Raw genomic sequence first — 16137 nt, 5'->3', positions numbered from 1 at the left:
TCTCTCCCCCCCGCCCCGCGGGGGGGGGGCCCCCCGGCGCGCCCGCCCCCGCCCGGCGCCGGCCCCGGCGGCCCCCCCGCCGGCGCCCCGCCCGCGCGGGGGGGGGGGGGGCCCCCACACGGCACGGGGCCGGCCGGTCAGGACCTGAAGATGGCCTTCTCGACGTCGTTGGGCCCGTTGAACTGTTTGCTGGGCAGCTCCTCCAGCTGGTGGACGAGGCCGCTGTTCGCGTGGTTCTGCTTGGCCCGGTCGACCAGGGCGTTCTTGTCCGCGGGGTAGGCGGCGCCCTTGAGGGCCCGCTGGACCTCGATGGGGTTGGTCTTGGCCATGGTGGCATCCCTCGTTCGTGTCTCTCGTGTCTCTTCGGGATCCCGGTCCGCGTACCCGCCGGGGCGGACCAGCCAACACCCCAGGACCGGGAGAATCAGGATGTGTCCGGCGAATCCTCCAGGGCTTCGGCGATCGCCAGGTGCGGGTCGTGGCGGCGGGCCGCGTCGCGCAGTCGCCGGGCGGCCCGCCGGTGGCGGCCGTCGGTCAGCACCCGCTCCACCGCGTGCCGCAGGGCGCGGGCGCCGGGGCGCGCGGTGCGCAGGTCGAGCCCGGCGCCGCTCCACGCGACCCGGGCGGCGACCTCGGGCTTGTCCTCGGTCGCGCCGGCCACCACCAGCGGCACGCCGTGGGCCAGCGCGGCGTGCGTCCCGCCGTAGCCGCCGTTGGTGACCAGCGCGGCGGCGTGCGGCAGCAGCCGGTCGAAGGGGACGTAGGCGGCGACCACGGCGTTCTCCGGAAGCCCGCCGAGGGCGCGGCGGACCTCGGCCGGCCCCTCGGGGCGGCCGGTGGCCGCTATCACCAGCGGGCGGCGGCCGGCGAGGCCACGCAGCGTGGGGACGACGAGGTCGGTGAGGTCGGCGTTGGCGAGGGTGCCCTGGGTGACCACGACCACCGGCCGGCCCTCGGCGAGCCTGGGCCACCAGTCGGGCGGGGCGAAGCCGGCGACGGTCGCCGGGGGCAGCGGGCCGGCGAACCGGAAGGAGGCCGGCAGGTCGCCGCGCGGGTACTCGAACTCGGGGACGGTGAGCTGGAAGTAGACGTCGGGCGCGGTGACGGTGAGGTCGTAGAGGAAGCCGGGCAGCGGGGCGCCGAGGCCGGCGAAGACGCGTTCGGCGTGGGCCTGCGCGGCGGCGAGCCGGCTTCTGACCAGCGCGCCCTGTGCCCGGTGGGTTCGGTGGGCGCGCGGGCCACGGGCCGGCGGGCGCCCACTGCCGTAGGGCGGCGCGTCGGCGCTGAGCGCCATGGGCGGCAGCACGCCGAGCGCGATCAGCCGCGGCCGTGGCCCCGGCGCGCCGGCGCCGAGGACCAGCGGCAGCGCGCCGAGGAAGAGCATGTCGGCGACGACGGCGTCCGCCCGGTGGCGGTCAAGCAGCGCGCGCAGCCCTCGCCACTGGCCGGGGGCCGCGTCGGTGAACACCCGTCGGAGGTAGAAGGCGTCCATGGCGAGCCCGGGGCGCAGTTCGGCGAAGCCGGGGAAGCCGGCGGCCATCGCGCGGTCGTCGTAGTCGGCCTCGGCGGGCAGCGGCACGAAGCGGGCGCCGATCGCGGTGGCCCGGTCGGCGAACCGGGCGCCGGTGAGCACGGTCACGTGGTGGCCGCGTGCGACGAGGTCGGCGGCGACGGTGAGCAGCGGGGTGACGTGGCCGTGCAGCGGGGTGGCGGCGACCACCACCCGGCGGGGCACGCGACCGGTCCCGGGCGGGGGCGGCGGTTCGGAGCCGGTGACCGGCACGGTGGTCATGCGGCACAAGATAGCCACCCGTTCGGGGGGCCCGCCGACGAGCCGGTCCAGGCCGCCGGCCGCCGGGTGCGCCACAGTGCTGCCATGACCGTGACGGACGCCGAGACCGCGGTGTTGATCGTCGGCGGTGGGCCGGTCGGACTCACCGCCCGAGCCCTCCTCGAACGCTGGGGCGTGTCGACACTGCTGGTCGAGAGGCACCGCGAACTCTCGCCGCTGCCACGGTCGCGGCTGGTCAACGTGCGTTCCATGGAGATCTTCCGCCAGCTCGGCCTCGCCGCCGACGTCACGTCCAGGGCGTTCGCGCCGCGGTACGGCCGGATCCGCTTCCGCGACACCCTGCGGGACGGCGACTTCGCCACGGCGGCGATGATCGGGGTGAACGAGCCGGTGCCCGAGAGCCCCGAGATCGGCGCGGTCACCTCGCAGGACCGGTTGGAACCCGTCCTGCTCGCCGCCGCGAGGGCGCCGGTCCGTTTCGGGGTCGAACTCGTCGGCCTCACCGAGCGGCGCGACGGCATCGTGGCCGAACTCACCGACCACGAGCGAGGCGGGACGACCCGGGTACGCCCCCGTCATGTGCTCGCCGCCGACGGCGCGAACTCCACCGTCCGGGGGCTGCTCGGCATCGGCACCACGGGCCCCGGTCCGATGCGGGCCTTCACCACCGTCGTCTTCGACGCCGACCTCGACGCCTGGTGCGCGCGGCAGCCCGCCGGGGTCTACTTCACGGCGCACGGGCTGTTCGCCCCGCTCTACCCGGAGGGCGGTTGGGCCTGGTTCGCGCCCACTCCCGAGGACCCCGACCACGCCGACTGGCCGGGCCTGGTGGCCCGCGCCCTCGGACCGGGACCCGAGGCGCGGGTGAACGTGCTCCGGGTCGGGCACTGGGTGATGAACGGGTTCGTCGCCGAACGGTTCCGGCACGGCGGGGCCCTGCTGGCCGGTGACGCCGCGCACGCGATCCCCATCGTCGGCGGCCTCGGCATGAACGCCGGCATCGCCGACGCGCACAACCTCTGCTGGAAGCTCGCCGGCGTCCTCCAGGGCTGGGCCGGCCCGGGCCTGCTGGAGACGTACCAGACCGAACGCCACCCGGTCGCCCGCCGCACGCTCGACCAGGCGGTGGAGAACACCCGGCTGATGCTTCAGGTGCAGCACCGCCGCCGCGCGCAGCGCGCGTCGGGCGACCCCACCACCCCATTGGAACTCCCTTGGTCCGAGCGGTACTTCGCCCAGCTCGGCCTGGTGCTCGGGGTCGCCTACCGCTCCCCGGCCGTCCTGCCCGACGACGCCACCACGCTCGAACCGCCCGATGCGGGCACGACGTACGTGCCCACGCCTGAGCCGGGACACCGCATGCCGCATCTCCCCCTTCCCGACGGCCGCTCCACGCTCGACACCCTCGGCGAGTGGTTCACCCTGCTCACCCCGGCACCCGCCCGCTGGGCGCCACCGGCCGCCGCGCCATGGCCGCTACGCGTCGAGCCGCTGCGGCCCGAGCCGGCGGAACACCTCGGCCTGGGCCCCCGCGGAGCGCTGCTCGTCCGCCCCGACGGGCACATCGCAGCCCGCTGGGACGACCGCCCACCGCACGCCGCCCTCCATGACGCCCTCGCCGCGATCACCCGCCGGGGCTACTGAATCCACGGCGTCGACGGGTGGTGGTAGCCGGCCTGGACCGTCGGCCAGTCGTAGCGGGCGGAGGTGGCGTTCTCGATGGTCGCCTGGCCCCCGTTGCCGTTGACGAAGGCCGCCAGCCGCCGCTGGAAGGACAGCCAGAGCCGGTGCGCGGCACCGAAGACCGTGGCCTCCGCGACGCTGTCGACCACGGAGGTCGTCCGGTCCGCGCCACGGGTGTGGAAGACGAACTCGCCCGCCGCTCCCGGCACGAAGCCGAACTCGCGGTTGCCGCTCACGGGATGGCCGCCGTCGTCGGGGGTCCACAGGGTGGAGAACACCCAGTGGTCGGGGGCGATGTCGGACAGGACGACCGAGCCGTCGTCCACGTTGATGCCCGAGGAGAACATGTCGATGGAGACCACCGCGCCGGGAAACGCCGTGGGCAGGAAGAGCGGCAGCCAGGCCGCGGTGTCGATGTCGGGGTCGTAGGGCTGGAAGTTGCAGCCGTCCGGGGCCCCGTCGACGAAGTCGTTGATGTTGCGGCGCACGAACTCCAGGAGTTGCGCGGCCGTCATCGTGCTGCTTCCGTCCGTCGGCAGCGCCTCGACCCGTACCGGGTAGTGGTCGAGGTTGATCGGGCCCTTGGCGTCCTCGATGGCATGGACCACCCGCGACGGGCCAAGCAGTCCGAACCGCTCGTTCAGCCCCGCCTGCATGGGCCCCGGCGGCCGGAAGCTGATCAGGTGCTCCCATGCCTGGAGCGCCGGCGGGGCCGGCACTGGCTGGGGTGGCTGGGCGGGGGTGGGTGGCGGACTGAAGATCGCGTTGAGACGACCACTCGTACCGGGACCGACGACGCCGTCATGGACCGACATTCCGGCCGGCACCGCTAGCTGCTGGTCGATCTTGAACTGGCGCACCGTGTGAACGGTCGCGTCGTCGTACGTGAAGGTGGCGAGCAGTGGATAACCGAGGTCCCGCAGCGCGCCCTGGACGGCCCCGACGGCCATGGGGTCGTTCGGCCCCTCGACCACGAGATCGCCGTTGGCGTCGAATCCGTCCGACGTCATGCGGGCGCCTGCCACGCATTCCTCGAACTGGGTGATGCCCGAAAACCGCGGGGCGATGGCCACGCTCATCGTTCGACCCCTTACGTCACCAGGACAGCGCCTGTGGTGGAGCGACATCCCCGAGACCTTTTCCACGATATTCGGGCATCCGGTATCCGACCACCGCGGAGGCGCTGCGCCGAAACGGTGACCGCCTACCGCGTGACATGGCGAGCGCGCCGGACCGCGCCGCCTCGGAGCCGCCGCAAGGATGCGGGAGAGCCCGCCCGCCCCCACCCCCGGAGGCCCCGTGTCCGACGCCCGGCGCCTGCTGCTGCACCGCCCCCAGGACATGCTGTTCGTCCCCGTGGATCTCGTGAACCTGACGCAGCGGCGCGGGCGGTTGGTCGTCGAGGACCAGGAGCGGCCGGGACTCGTCGTCTTCCACCTGCCGCCCCAGCACGTCGCCGAGGTCTCGGCCGACACCGTGGCGGACGCTACCCCGGGACGAGCCGCCTGGTCCTCGGGGTCGACGACCCTGGCGTTCACCGTGCCACCCGGGCGGCCGGGCGTCGGCTTCGACGTCGGCGACCTGCTCGACTGGGCCGCCCTCGGCCTGCGCTGCCTGCCGCCGGGCGGAAAGCCGGACGGCGACGACCCCCGGGCCCTGGACGGTCAGCCAGTCACCGCCATCGAGTTCCCCACCCGGCTCCTGCTCACCCCGGAAGGGCCCGTCGCCTGGACGTCGCACGCCGCCCCGGTGGACTTCGACGGCCGCACCGAGCTGTGGCACACCTTCCTCAAGGCAGAGGACGGCGGCGACCTCTCGCTGCGCGCCTTCGCGGTCCCCCCCGGCCGCCCCGACCACGGCGAGCCGTTGCTCCCCCTCAAGCCGCAGGACCTGCAGGACATCGTCACCCTGACCACCGCCACCGACATCGCGGGCTATGTCCCCCTGCCGCTGACCGCCCACCGGTTCCTACTCACCCCGCTGGGCGCCACCGTCGAGCTGGGCGGCGTGTGGGACGACCCCGCCCTGGACAGGGCCGTGGAGCAGGGCCGGCCACTCGGCAACCTGCGTGGCTACCAACACACCAGCGGACTCGGGCGGGACCAACTCGTCCGCCTCGTCAAGGTGGGCCGACTGAGCACCGGCCACCGCGCGACCGTCGTGGACACCTACGAGCGGCGGTTCGAGACCAGCCCGGACGGCACCTCCACCGTGGCCTACCTACGGAAGCGGACGTACGTCACGGTCCGGGAACCCGAGGTGCGGTACGACGCGGCGACGGTCGGCTACGAGAACGACGGGCGGGACATGCCGTTCACCTCGTTGCGGATCACGGACACCAGGACACCCGAGGTGGCCGGCGTCGACTCCTCCAGGCCCTTCGTGGTACCGGCCGACAACACGATGAGCCCCTACCGCTTCACCCTGATCGGCACGGATCGGGAGGGCCGTCGCGTCACCCTGCGGGCGCCGCTCGTCTTCTACCCCGGCAACGTGACCGGCCAGGCCGCGATCGACGACTACCAGGGCCGAGACGCCTCCGTCCGGACGGCGGACCTGGCGGGCCAGGTCGTCGCCCTCGCCCAGCCACCGGGCGAGGCGGCCGGTGCCACCGCCCTGCCCGTCACCTCGCTCGTCCTCACACTGGCCAAGGCCGCCAAGCACCCGCTGAAGGCCCTGCCCGTCATGGCCGGCGCCAAGGTCCGCGTCCCGGCCCTCGAACACGTGACCAACACCGGCGGGGAGACCATGGTCGCCCTGGCCACGCCCTACGTCCAGCAGGGCCCGGGCGCCCAGCCCAGCGGCTCCTTCCTGTCCGTGGTCGACGAACACCTCAAACCCGCCGACCTCCCCCTGGCCTTCGGCCCGCAGAACGTCGGCGGTCTCGCCCGCCCCGACGTCAGGATCAACGAGATCACCAGCCTCGCCGGCCCGCTGCCCGGCGCGATGGCCGGCACGGTGGCCGGCGGCCAGGACGCCGTCCTCGACGCGGTCAAGAAGTCCTTCGGCGACGCCAAACTCCTGGGCACCGTGAGTCTCGGCGAACTGCTCGGACCGGTCCCGCCGTTCGACCCGGCGAAGGTCCGCGACCTGGCCGACGACCAGGTCGAGAACCTGCTCGCCAGCGCCGGACTGCCCGTGCCCGTGCTCCGCTCCTTCGAGGACCCGGCCACACTCAAGCGCGTGGTCCGCTACCTGTGGACCCCGAAGCTGCAGAACGTCGGCAACCTCGGCTTCATCGACGTCTCGAAGGCCACGCTGGCCCTCGAGGCCAGAACCGAGGTGTCCCCGGACGGACTGACCGCCTCACAGGTCACCGGCACGCTGAAGAACCTCAAGCTCGACTTCGCCGACATGATCGGCGTCTCCGCCGAGAAGCTCACCTTCGTCAGCAAGCCAGGTTCCAAGCCCGACGTCTCGGCCTCCGGAATCGAGATGTCGTTCAAGGGTGCCCTGGAGTTCGTCAACGACCTGCGCGAGGTGCTGCCCAAGGACGGCTTCGGCTCCGGCGCGTTCGTCGACGTCTCCCCGCGCGGCATCCGCGCCGGCTACTCCATCGCCCTCCCCCCGCTCGCGGTCGGGGTGTTCAGCCTCACCAACATGGTGCTGGCCGCCGAGTTGTCCATCCCCTTCGACGACGAGCCCTTCCGGTTCCGGTTCGCGCTCTCCGAACGTCACAAGCCGTTCAACGTGAGCATCGCGCCGTTCACCGGCGGCGGCTTCGTCGCCATCACCGTGCGCGGGGACAAGCCCGAACTCATCGAGGGCGCCCTGGAGTTCGGCGGAAGCGCCGCGATCAACCTGGGCATCGCCGAGGGCGGCGTCTCCCTCATGGCCGGCATCTACTTCGCCCTCGGCCCCGACAAGGTGCTGATCAGCGGCTATGTGCGCTGCTCGGGCCACCTGTCGGTGCTCGGCATCGTCACCGTGTCCGTCGAGTTCTACCTGGCGCTCAGCTACGAGAAGGTCAAGGTCGAAGTCGGGGGCGTGGTCAAGAAGTTCCCCGAGGTCTACGGCGAGGGCACGGTCACGGTCAGCGTGCGGATCGCCTTCTTCAGCAAGTCGGTGTCGCTGCACCTGGAGCGCCGCTTCCGCGGCGACGAGGGCGATCCCCCCTTCAGCCAGTTCGTCGGCCCCGACGACTGGAACCAGTACTGCCTGGCCTTCGCCGCCTGAGGGAGCGACCATGCCCAACGCCAACCCCGTCCAGGACATCCAGTGGATCGCCCTCCCCGCCGGGCTCGGCGAGCAGGACCGCCGCCCCAGGGTGTCGGTGTTCGTCGCGCCCCGGCTCCGCCCCGAGAGGGTCACCACCCTGCACGAGTTCCCCGACTTCCTGACGTGGGCCGACCGGATGACCCGGGCCACCTTCCAACTGGTCGTGACCGACACCGGAGGCAACCCGCTGGGGAGCCCGTTCGACGCGACGCCCGACTTCGGCGACACCCCGCCCGACCAGGCGTTGTGGGGGCGGTTCTTCTCCGGGGCGACGCCCGTGGAGCCCCACACCCTCGACGACCACACCAGTCAGGTCTACGTCAGCTACCCGGCCCGCGAAGTGGCGCGTGACAACCGCGTCGAGTTCGCCCGGGTCGCCGGCGCCGCCCCCCGGGGCCTGCCCACCGCCTCCCAGATGGCCGGGGTGAGCCGGACGTCGGACGAGGGGGGCCCGGGCGAACTCCGCGTCCTCACGACGGGCGGCGGGGCCGACGACTCCGAGATGATGACCGCCGACGCGCTCCGCGCCTCGGACGAACGCATCGACGCGGCACTCGCCGACGCCCGCGCGCAGGCCACCCAGGCACGCGACCGGCACACCTCGGCCCTCGCCGGCGGTGAGGTCGATCTCCAGCCGCGGTTCATCACGCTGAGCGGACTCCACCGCAGGGACCAGCACCGCGCCTTCCACCGGCCGGCGCGCCCGGCCAGCTCGACGCCGATCCCGCCCCGGCCCGTCGAGCAGCAGGAGAAGATCGACTTCCACCGGATGCTCTCCGCGCTCGGCGACCATCCCTTCCTGCTGCGCCGACTCGGCCTGGTGCTCGACCTCCTCCTGCCGGCCGACGCCATCACGCCCGACGGGCCGGGGGAACGTTGCCTGCGGGTGCAGCCCACCTTCGCCTCCGACGGCCCCCCGGAGACCACCAGGAACATCCGGCCGGGCACGGCGTTCGTGTTCCGCCAGGACCCCGGGCTGTTCGCCGCCGCCGGCCGGGACACCCCTGAAGGGCCCCTCACCCGGGGCCTGCTGGCCCTACCCGACGAGGAGTTCTCCCTCGAACAGAGCGACATCGACAGCACCGCCCTCAAGACGATCACCGCCAAGGTGGCCACCACCGCCGTCATGGCCACCGGCCAGGACGCCACGGGGCCGGCCGCCCCCGCCCTGCGTACCAAGGGCCTCGTCCTCGTCCACCGGGACCGGGCCGCCTCGCTGCACGACCAGTTGGCGCGGTCGGTGACGAACGAGGCGAGGGTCAACGCCGCCGCCGACCCCTTCGTGCTCCTGCACGCCGAGGATCTGGTGCGTGGACACCGACTCGACGTGCTCGACGACACACGCGGGAAGTGGTGCTCGCTGCACCAGCGGGACGTCACCTACCGCGGCCGGGACCACGACGACGTGATCACCACGCACACCGACGAGGGATTCTTCCAGGACTCGCTCGTCTCCCACCCCGAGCAGCCCGATGTGGTCGCCCTCCACGAGCACCTGGTCACCTGGGACGGCTGGTCGCGCTCCGCCCCGCGCCCCGGCAGGGTGCTCCCGGCCGCCGCCGGCGGACGAACCGGAACGAAGGGGACAGGGGAGGTGACGGCGGTCGACGACAAGCCGGCGACCGACCTGCCGCTGCGGATCGAGGCGGCGGTGCACCCGGGCTCGCTCCCCCGGCTGCGCTTCGGCCACGGCTACCAGGTGCGGGTGCGCACCGTGGATCTCGCAGGCAACGGGCTGACACTCGACCAGGCCGACGCGCTGGTCAAGGCGTCAGGGCCGGGTGAGGGCGAAGGCCAGCTGGTGCAGCCGAAGGCCGGTCCCGTGGTCTTCCAGCGGTTCGACCCGGTGCCGCCACCCACCGTCGTCCCCCGCTTCCGCTTCAACGAGGCCGAGTCGGAGCACCGGATGGTGATCCGCAGCGTGCTCGGTCAGTCCCCCGAGGAGTTCGCGACCCGGTTCAACGACGCGCACCGGCACCACGAGCCGTACCGGGGCGTGGACGAGCGGCACCTCGTCGCACCCCGCACGTCGCTCGAGTGCGTCGAACGGCACGGCATGCTCGACCAGGACATGTCCTCCGACGACCCGGCCGTGCGCCGCAGGGCCTACGACCTCGCGGTGCGGGAGAGCGGCAGGCTGGACGACGAGAGGCTGCCGGGGGTGGAGATCGTCACGCCCGACGCCGATCAGCGGAGCCGGCGGTACGCCGTGCACGCCGGCGAACAGGCCGTCACCCCGCACCTGCCCGACCCGACCGCGACCGGGGTGGTGGTACTCGGCCTGCCCGACGCGGCGGACGGCCTCCCCCTCGGCTGGGACGGCCCCACCTGGCACGAGCCGAGGTCGCTGCGGCTGCGCCTCGTGGAGGGCGAAGGAGAGCACCGGTTCGACCCGGACGAACGGGTGCTGACCGTTCCGCTGCCCAAGGCAGCCACGCGTACCCTCCGCGTCTGCTCCCGGCTCGACATGGCGGCGACCCAGCCCATCCTGGGCGCCGTCGAGCTGTGCCGTCGTGGTCTCGAGGAGGACGAGCCCGACGCCCAGGACGGTCGGGACCGGCAGGCCGAGATGACGGCGATCCGCGAGGCCGTCGCCGCCAACCAGCACTGGATGGTGACGCCCTGGCAGGACATCACGCTCGTCCACGCCGTACAACGCCCCCTGTCCCCGCCCGGGCTCACCTTCGGCGAGGGCGACGAGCGCACCGAGAACGAGACAGCCGCCTACCTGTCGGGCGCGGTGGACGTTCACGCGGACAGCACCGAGCGGATCGACCTGCTGGCGGACTGGACCGAGCAGGTCGACGACGGCCGGGAGGAGAACCCGCCGGGGACGGTGACCAGGAGCAACGTCGCGGTCTGGCACATCCCTCTCGCCCTGGCGAGGGAGTTCGCGCTCAACGACGCGCCTCCCGGCGGATCCCCCTGCCGGCTGGACGGAGACCGCCTGACGTTCGACGCCCGCGCCGCCGAGGCGTTCACCCGGGACGGGCGTCCCCATACCCCGGCGATCCCGGCCAAGCACGAGTTCGGCGACACCAAGCACCGGGTGATCGACTACCGCCCGGTGGCGGCCTCGGCCTTCGCGGACTACTTCCCGGCCACGCTCACCGACGAGGACCCGGAGGCGTTCTCGACGACCGGTGAGAAGGTGCGGCACGTGGTGCGCAGCAGCGCCCGGCCGGCGGCGCCGAACCTGCTGTACTGCATGCCGACCATCCGTTTCGAGGACGTCGAGGCCGAGGCCGGTACCACGGTCCGCCGACGGAACGGTGGCGGTCTGCGGATCTACCTCGCCCGGCCCTGGTTCTCCTCGGGCGACGGGGAGTTGCTGGGCGTTCTGCTGCACGAGGGGACGGGCGATCCGCCGGACAACGTGCTGCCGTTCGTCACCCTGCTGGGGCGCGACCCCATCCACGACTCGACGGCCGTCTCCCACGCCTCGGCCGCCACCTTCCCCGGCGCTGCCCGCACCGACCCGGGCGTGTCGCTGACCGGCCCCGATGTCCCCGCGGGTCTGAAGGTGACGGTCGTCGGCTACGCGCCGAAGTTCGACCGCACCAGCAACCGCTGGTACTGCGACCTGGACATCGCCGCCGGCGACGCCTATCTGCCGTTCGCCCGACTGGCGTTGGCCAGGTATCAGCCGAACTCGCTGGACGGCCTCCACCTGTCGCCCGTCGTGCGCACCGAGTTGGTCCGCGTGCTGCCGCAGCGGCTGCTCACGGTCGTGCGCTCCCAGTCCGACGACGAACCGCGACCCGGCCGGTTCCGCGAGTTCATGGGGCGCTTCGGCCGGCACGACCACGACGGCCACGGCCACGACCACCACGAGGGCCACGAGGGCCACGAGGGCCACGAGCATCGTCCCGGCCCGGTGTCGGTGCGGGTCGAGGGTCCCTCGTACAAACCGGGGCCCAACGGCGCTCCGCGCGTGGTGGCCGTCCTGGAGCGGCGAGACCCGGACGTGCCGGACGACGCGCTCGGTTGGGTGGAGATTCCGGAGTCCCGGGTGGAGTTGACCCGCGCCGACGGGCCGACGGGCGCCGTGTTCTCCGGCGAGGTGCCGCCGGTGGGTGACGGCGGGCCGATCCGGCTGATGGTGTGCGAGACCGAGGGGCTGCGCCCGGACAGCGAGGCCGAGTCGTCGGACCCGGCCGAGCGGCGGGTGATCTACACGGACGTCGTCCCCCTCGGCTTCCGCCCCGGCGGCCCTCCGGAGCCGGACGACCACCGGCACGACGACGGACCCCACGGACCGCACGAGGGTCCGCCCGGCGGGCCACACGAGGGTCCGCACCGCTCCCCCATGCACCCGTTCGGCGGCCGGGGCGGAGGCCGAGGCGGCCGAGGCGGCGGCGGACGCGGTGGCCGGGGCGGAGGGCGCGGCGGCCGCTGACCTGACATCAGATGGTCGCGATCGCAACGCTGGACGTCCCACGTCCCTTGTCTTACCTTACCGAGAGGCACCGATCAGGTGCATGCCACCACCCAGCTCGTTCCCCCACAACAACAACCCCCACAAGGGAGTTGGGAGTCGAAGTGGCCTCATCGGGCTTCAACCGCCGCACCGCGATCGCGGCCGGCCTCGGCACCGCCCTCGCCGCCACCCTGGCCCGCCCCGCGCACGCCACCGCACCGGGCGCCGCACCCGCCGCCGCCGTGGACGACCCGGCCGCCGGCGCCGCGCCGTACCACCGGGCGTTCCCCCTGTTCCGCAGCGCCAACATGTCGTCCCCCGACCGACTCTCCTCCGGGGTCGGCTTCCACTCGTTCCGGATCCCCGCCGTCGTCACCACGAGCACCGGCCGCATCCTCGCCTTCGCCGAGGGCCGGCGGCACAACAACAAGGACTACGGCGACATCAACCTCGTCTACAAGCGCACCAGGACCACCACCGACCACGGCGCCGACCCGGCCGACTGGGAGCCGCTGCGCGAGGTCGTCGGGTCCGGCAACGGCACCTGGGGCAACCCGACCCCGGTGGTGGACGGCAACACCGTCTACCTCTTCATGTCGTGGAACGCGGGCGACAGAAGCTACTTCGGGAACGAACCGCTGCCCGACGGCTCCCGCACCCGGGCCGTGGACTCCACCGACGCCGGCCGCCGGCACCTCTATCTGAGCGCGAGCACCGACGACGGCGCCACCTGGTCGACACCCCAGCGGCTGACCTCGCAACTCACGCCTGCCGGCTGGGCCTGGGACGCCGTGGGCCCCGGCAACGGCATCCGGATGCGCTCGGGAGAGCTGGTGATCCCCGCGCAGGGCCGGAACATCGTCGGCCGGGGCACCGCGGGCAACCGGACGTGGAGTTACCAGACGCTGCCGCAGCTCTACAACGAGGGCACCGTCGCGCAGACCCCGGACGGCAACCTGTACCGCAACGACCGCCCGCTCAACGGCGACTACCGGATGGTCGCGCGCGGCACACTGAACGGCTTCGGCTCGTTCGCCGCCGACACCGGGCTGCCGGACCCCATGTGCCAGGGCTCGGTGCTCGCCTACAACATCGACGCGCCGGCCCGCACCATCTTCCTCAACTCGGCCTCGACCAGCAGCCGTCGGGCGTTGCGCGTCCGCATCAGCTACGACGCGGACGCGCGCACCTACCCGGCGAGCCGCGCCCTGGCCGACGCCCCGGTCTCCGGGGTCGGCCACGAGGGCGGCTACACCAGCCTGACCAAGACCGCCGACTACCGCGTCGGCGCCCTCGTGGAGACCGACTTCTTCAACGACGAGTCGGGGCCCGACTCGTACCGCGCCCTGCTGTGGCGCCGCTTCAACCTGTCCTGGATCCTCAACGCCTGACGCGCACGGTGCCGCCGGGCCCGGCCGCCCTCACGCGTGCCGCGCCCGGCGCCCCGGTCCCCGGGCGGCCCGCAGCAGCCCGAGGCCGACCAGCGCGAGCACCGCGAGCACGATCCCGACGGTGATGTCGAAGGTGCTCGGCCCGTTCACCCGGGTGTCGCCGCGGCCGAGGACGAAGGGTGCCGCGATCATCCACCCGCCGGCCAGCAGGATCACCAGGTCCGAGCGCACACCCGCGCCCCTGGAGAGTCGGCGCCCCGCGACGAACACCACGATCAGGCCCACCACCAGCTCGTTGCTGCTGGCGTCCCTGGCGTTGTCCGCCATCTGACCCGCCACCCAGGGCCCGAAGAACAGGGCCGCCCCGGCGATCAGCATCAGCACACTGACGATGTCGTCGTGCTGCCCCTTCCGCAGGGCGCGCCGCCGGGCGGCGGCCCGGCGAGCGGCCGGCGTGGCCCCGTCTTCCCGCATCTCCGGGGTTACCCGTGCCATGGCGCCTCTCCTTCCGCCACCGAAGGATCAAGAAGTCCGCCTCGGGTACCCAACCTTTTGCGGTCCATACCAGTCACCCTTGTGCGCCATCTTCTGTTCCACACATGATCAGCTTTGGGGGGTTGACATGAGGATCACCTTTCTACTTAACAACGCCTACGGGATCGGCGGCACGATCCGGTCCGTGGCGAACCTGTCGGGGGGATTCGCGGCCCGCGGCCACCGGGTGCGGGTGACGAGCCTGTACCGGCACCGGGACACCACCAGCTTCGCGTTCGACCCGCAGGTGCCGATCGAGACCCTGATCGACCAGCGGCCCGGTTCGCGCGACCTCACGCTGCCCGAGGCGTCGGCGCCGAGCGAGTTGCTGCCGCACTGGCGGGACGGCGTCTCGCTGCTGAGCGACCGCCGCATGGCGGACCACCTGGCGTCCCTGGACGCCGACGTGGTGATCTCCACCCGGCCGACGCTCAGCCACTACCTGGGCTCGCTCGGCGCCGGACGCCCGTATCTGCGGGTCGGCCAGGAGCACTCCACGCTGGGGACCCGCAAGCGGGCCGCGCGGGACCTGCAGTTGGCGGCCGTGCCGCTGCTCGACGCCTTCGCGCCCGTCTCGGCCGCGGACGCCGACGCCTACCGCGCGGCGCTGCCGGCCGTCGCCGAGCGGATCGCCCGGATCCCCAACTCCTCGATCCCACCGGCCGTCGCGCCGTCCACCGGCGACAGCCGGGTGATCGTGGCCGCCGGCCGGCTGGTGGACCAGAAGCGCTACGACCGCCTGCTCGACGCCTTCGCGCGACTGACCGACGAGTTCCCCGACTGGCGGCTGCGGATCTACGGCCGGGGGCCGCTGCGCGGCGAGCTGCGGGCCCGCATCGAGAAGCTCGGCCTGTGGGACAGGGCCCGGCTGATGGGCGCGGTCTCCCCGATCGAGACGGAGTGGGCCAAGGGCTCGATCGCCGCCGTGACGTCCTGGTGGGAGTCGTTCGGCCTGACCATCGTGGAGGCCATGGCCTGCGGGGTGCCGGTGGTGTCCACCGACTGCCCGACCGGCCCGGCCGAGATCATCACGCCGGGTCGGGACGGGCTGCTGGTCCCCGAGGACGGCGGCCCCGAGGCCATCGCGCTCGGCCTGCGCACCCTGATGGCGGACGACGCGCTGCGCCGCCGGATGGGCGAGGCGGCGCTGGAGACCGCCGGGCGCTACGCGCCGGACGTCGTCGCCCAGCACTACGAGGAGCTGTTCGCCCGGCTGCGCCCCGGGGCGGCCAGGGCCGGCCTCGGGGGCCGGCTGCGCGGCCTGCTCGGCCGCCGCGGGTCCAGGCCGCGGGCCGGGGCCGGCTCGACGACGCCGGAGCCCGGCCGGGGGCCGGCCGCGCACGCCGTCGCCCGCCGGGACGGCGGCCTGGTCGTCCACGTCGCCCCGGCGGCCCGCGGCGATCTGGTGCTCAGGCTGCGGGGCGCGGCGCGGCGCACCGAGGTGCGGGTGCCGCTCGACCGCGAGGGCCGGGCCGTGGTGGCGCGGGAGGCGCACGACCTGGCCGAGGGGCGCTGGGACGTCTTCCTCGCCGCCACCGGCCCCGGCAGGCCCCGGCGGGTCGCGGCGCGGCTGGTCGAGCAGGCGGCCCTGGTCACCGCCCGACCGACCGTCGGGGCCGGGGGCGTCAGCGCCTGGATCCCCTACACCACCAAGGACGGCAACCTCACGCTGCGGGTGTGGCGGCGCGCGACGCACGCCGAGGTGGAGTCCGTCGAGGTGACCGAGGAGGCGACCACCGTCACGGTCACCCCGCTGCCGGCCACGACCTCGGTGCGCGGCGCGGTGGCCAGGCCCGGGGAGGGCGAGCCGCTGGCGCTGCCGGTGGAGCGGGAGGGTGAGGGCCGGCTGCGGGTGGTCCTGCACCACGAGCTGGCCTCCCGGCTGGCCGCCGTCGACAGCTGGCTTCTCCAGCTCACCGTTCCCGAAGGGCCGCCCGTCCCGCTGGGCCGACTGGCGGGGGACACGGCCGACCGCAGGAGGACGGACGCGCACCCGACGGTCAGCCGCGACGGCGTCGATCTGCGCCTGGCCTTCACGTTCGACAACGAGCTGACCCTCGTCACCGCGCCGAGCGGCACGAACGCCTGAATCCGGCCGA

General features: G+C 73.6%; 9 protein-coding genes. 5 read left to right on the top strand and 4 right to left on the bottom strand.

Features of this window, described 5'->3' with window-relative positions:
* Positions 1-137 precede the first annotated feature (137 nt).
* Together ACFWI8_RS32180 and ACFWI8_RS32175 are read right to left on the bottom strand one after the other, a co-directional pair.
* Complete coding sequence (locus ACFWI8_RS32180) at positions 138-329, bottom strand: DUF2795 domain-containing protein (RefSeq protein ID WP_387098795.1); 192 nt, start codon at positions 327-329, stop codon at positions 138-140.
* A gap of 95 nt (positions 330-424) precedes the next feature.
* Positions 425-1792 carry a nucleotide disphospho-sugar-binding domain-containing protein gene (locus ACFWI8_RS32175; RefSeq protein WP_387098793.1) on the bottom strand — a complete coding sequence of 456 codons (1368 nt, stop codon included), beginning with the start codon at positions 1790-1792 and terminating at the stop codon, positions 425-427.
* A gap of 84 nt (positions 1793-1876) precedes the next feature.
* On the opposite strand from ACFWI8_RS32175, the gene ACFWI8_RS32170 reads away from it, so the two are divergent.
* Complete coding sequence (locus tag ACFWI8_RS32170; RefSeq protein WP_387098791.1) at positions 1877-3436, top strand: FAD-dependent monooxygenase; 1560 nt, start codon at positions 1877-1879, stop codon at positions 3434-3436.
* Here ACFWI8_RS32170 and ACFWI8_RS32165 read toward each other — a convergent pair.
* Positions 3430-4485 carry a peptidoglycan-binding protein gene (locus ACFWI8_RS32165; RefSeq protein WP_387098789.1) on the bottom strand — a complete coding sequence of 352 codons (1056 nt, stop codon included), beginning with the start codon at positions 4483-4485 and terminating at the stop codon, positions 3430-3432. The genes ACFWI8_RS32170 and ACFWI8_RS32165 overlap by 7 nt on opposite strands.
* A 289-nt stretch (positions 4486-4774) precedes the next feature.
* Here ACFWI8_RS32165 and ACFWI8_RS32160 point away from each other — a divergent pair, with 289 nt between their 5' ends.
* The 3 genes from ACFWI8_RS32160 to ACFWI8_RS32150 all read left to right on the top strand — a co-directional run bounded on the left by ACFWI8_RS32160 (position 4775) and on the right by ACFWI8_RS32150 (position 13504).
* A complete protein-coding gene (locus ACFWI8_RS32160) occupies positions 4775-7651 on the top strand; it encodes a hypothetical protein (RefSeq protein WP_387098787.1) in 2877 nt (958 codons plus the stop codon).
* Between the two features lie 10 nt (positions 7652-7661).
* The gene (locus ACFWI8_RS32155; protein ID WP_387098785.1) at positions 7662-12092 is read left to right on the top strand and encodes a hypothetical protein; all 4431 of its coding nucleotides are present in this window, start codon (positions 7662-7664) and stop codon (positions 12090-12092) included.
* A gap of 143 nt (positions 12093-12235) precedes the next feature.
* Entirely contained in the window at positions 12236-13504 is a 1269-nt protein-coding gene (locus tag ACFWI8_RS32150; protein ID WP_387098783.1) for an exo-alpha-sialidase, read from the top strand.
* Between the two features lie 30 nt (positions 13505-13534).
* On the opposite strand, the gene ACFWI8_RS32145 is transcribed toward ACFWI8_RS32150, so the two are convergent.
* The gene (locus ACFWI8_RS32145) at positions 13535-13999 is read right to left on the bottom strand and encodes an SPW repeat protein (RefSeq protein WP_387098781.1); all 465 of its coding nucleotides are present in this window, start codon (positions 13997-13999) and stop codon (positions 13535-13537) included.
* A 127-nt stretch (positions 14000-14126) separates the two neighbouring features.
* Between ACFWI8_RS32145 and ACFWI8_RS32140 the strand changes: the two genes are divergently transcribed.
* On the top strand, positions 14127-16127 hold the full coding sequence (locus tag ACFWI8_RS32140) for a glycosyltransferase family 4 protein (RefSeq protein ID WP_387098779.1): 2001 nt from the start codon (positions 14127-14129) through the stop codon (positions 16125-16127).
* Positions 16128-16137: the final 10 nt, after the last annotated feature.

It is taken from the genome of Streptomyces sp. NPDC127098 (assembly GCF_042722465.1).
GTDB classification, from domain to species: domain Bacteria; phylum Actinomycetota; class Actinomycetes; order Streptomycetales; family Streptomycetaceae; genus Streptomyces; species Streptomyces millisiae.
This window is presented reverse-complemented; position numbering and strand designations above follow the sequence as displayed.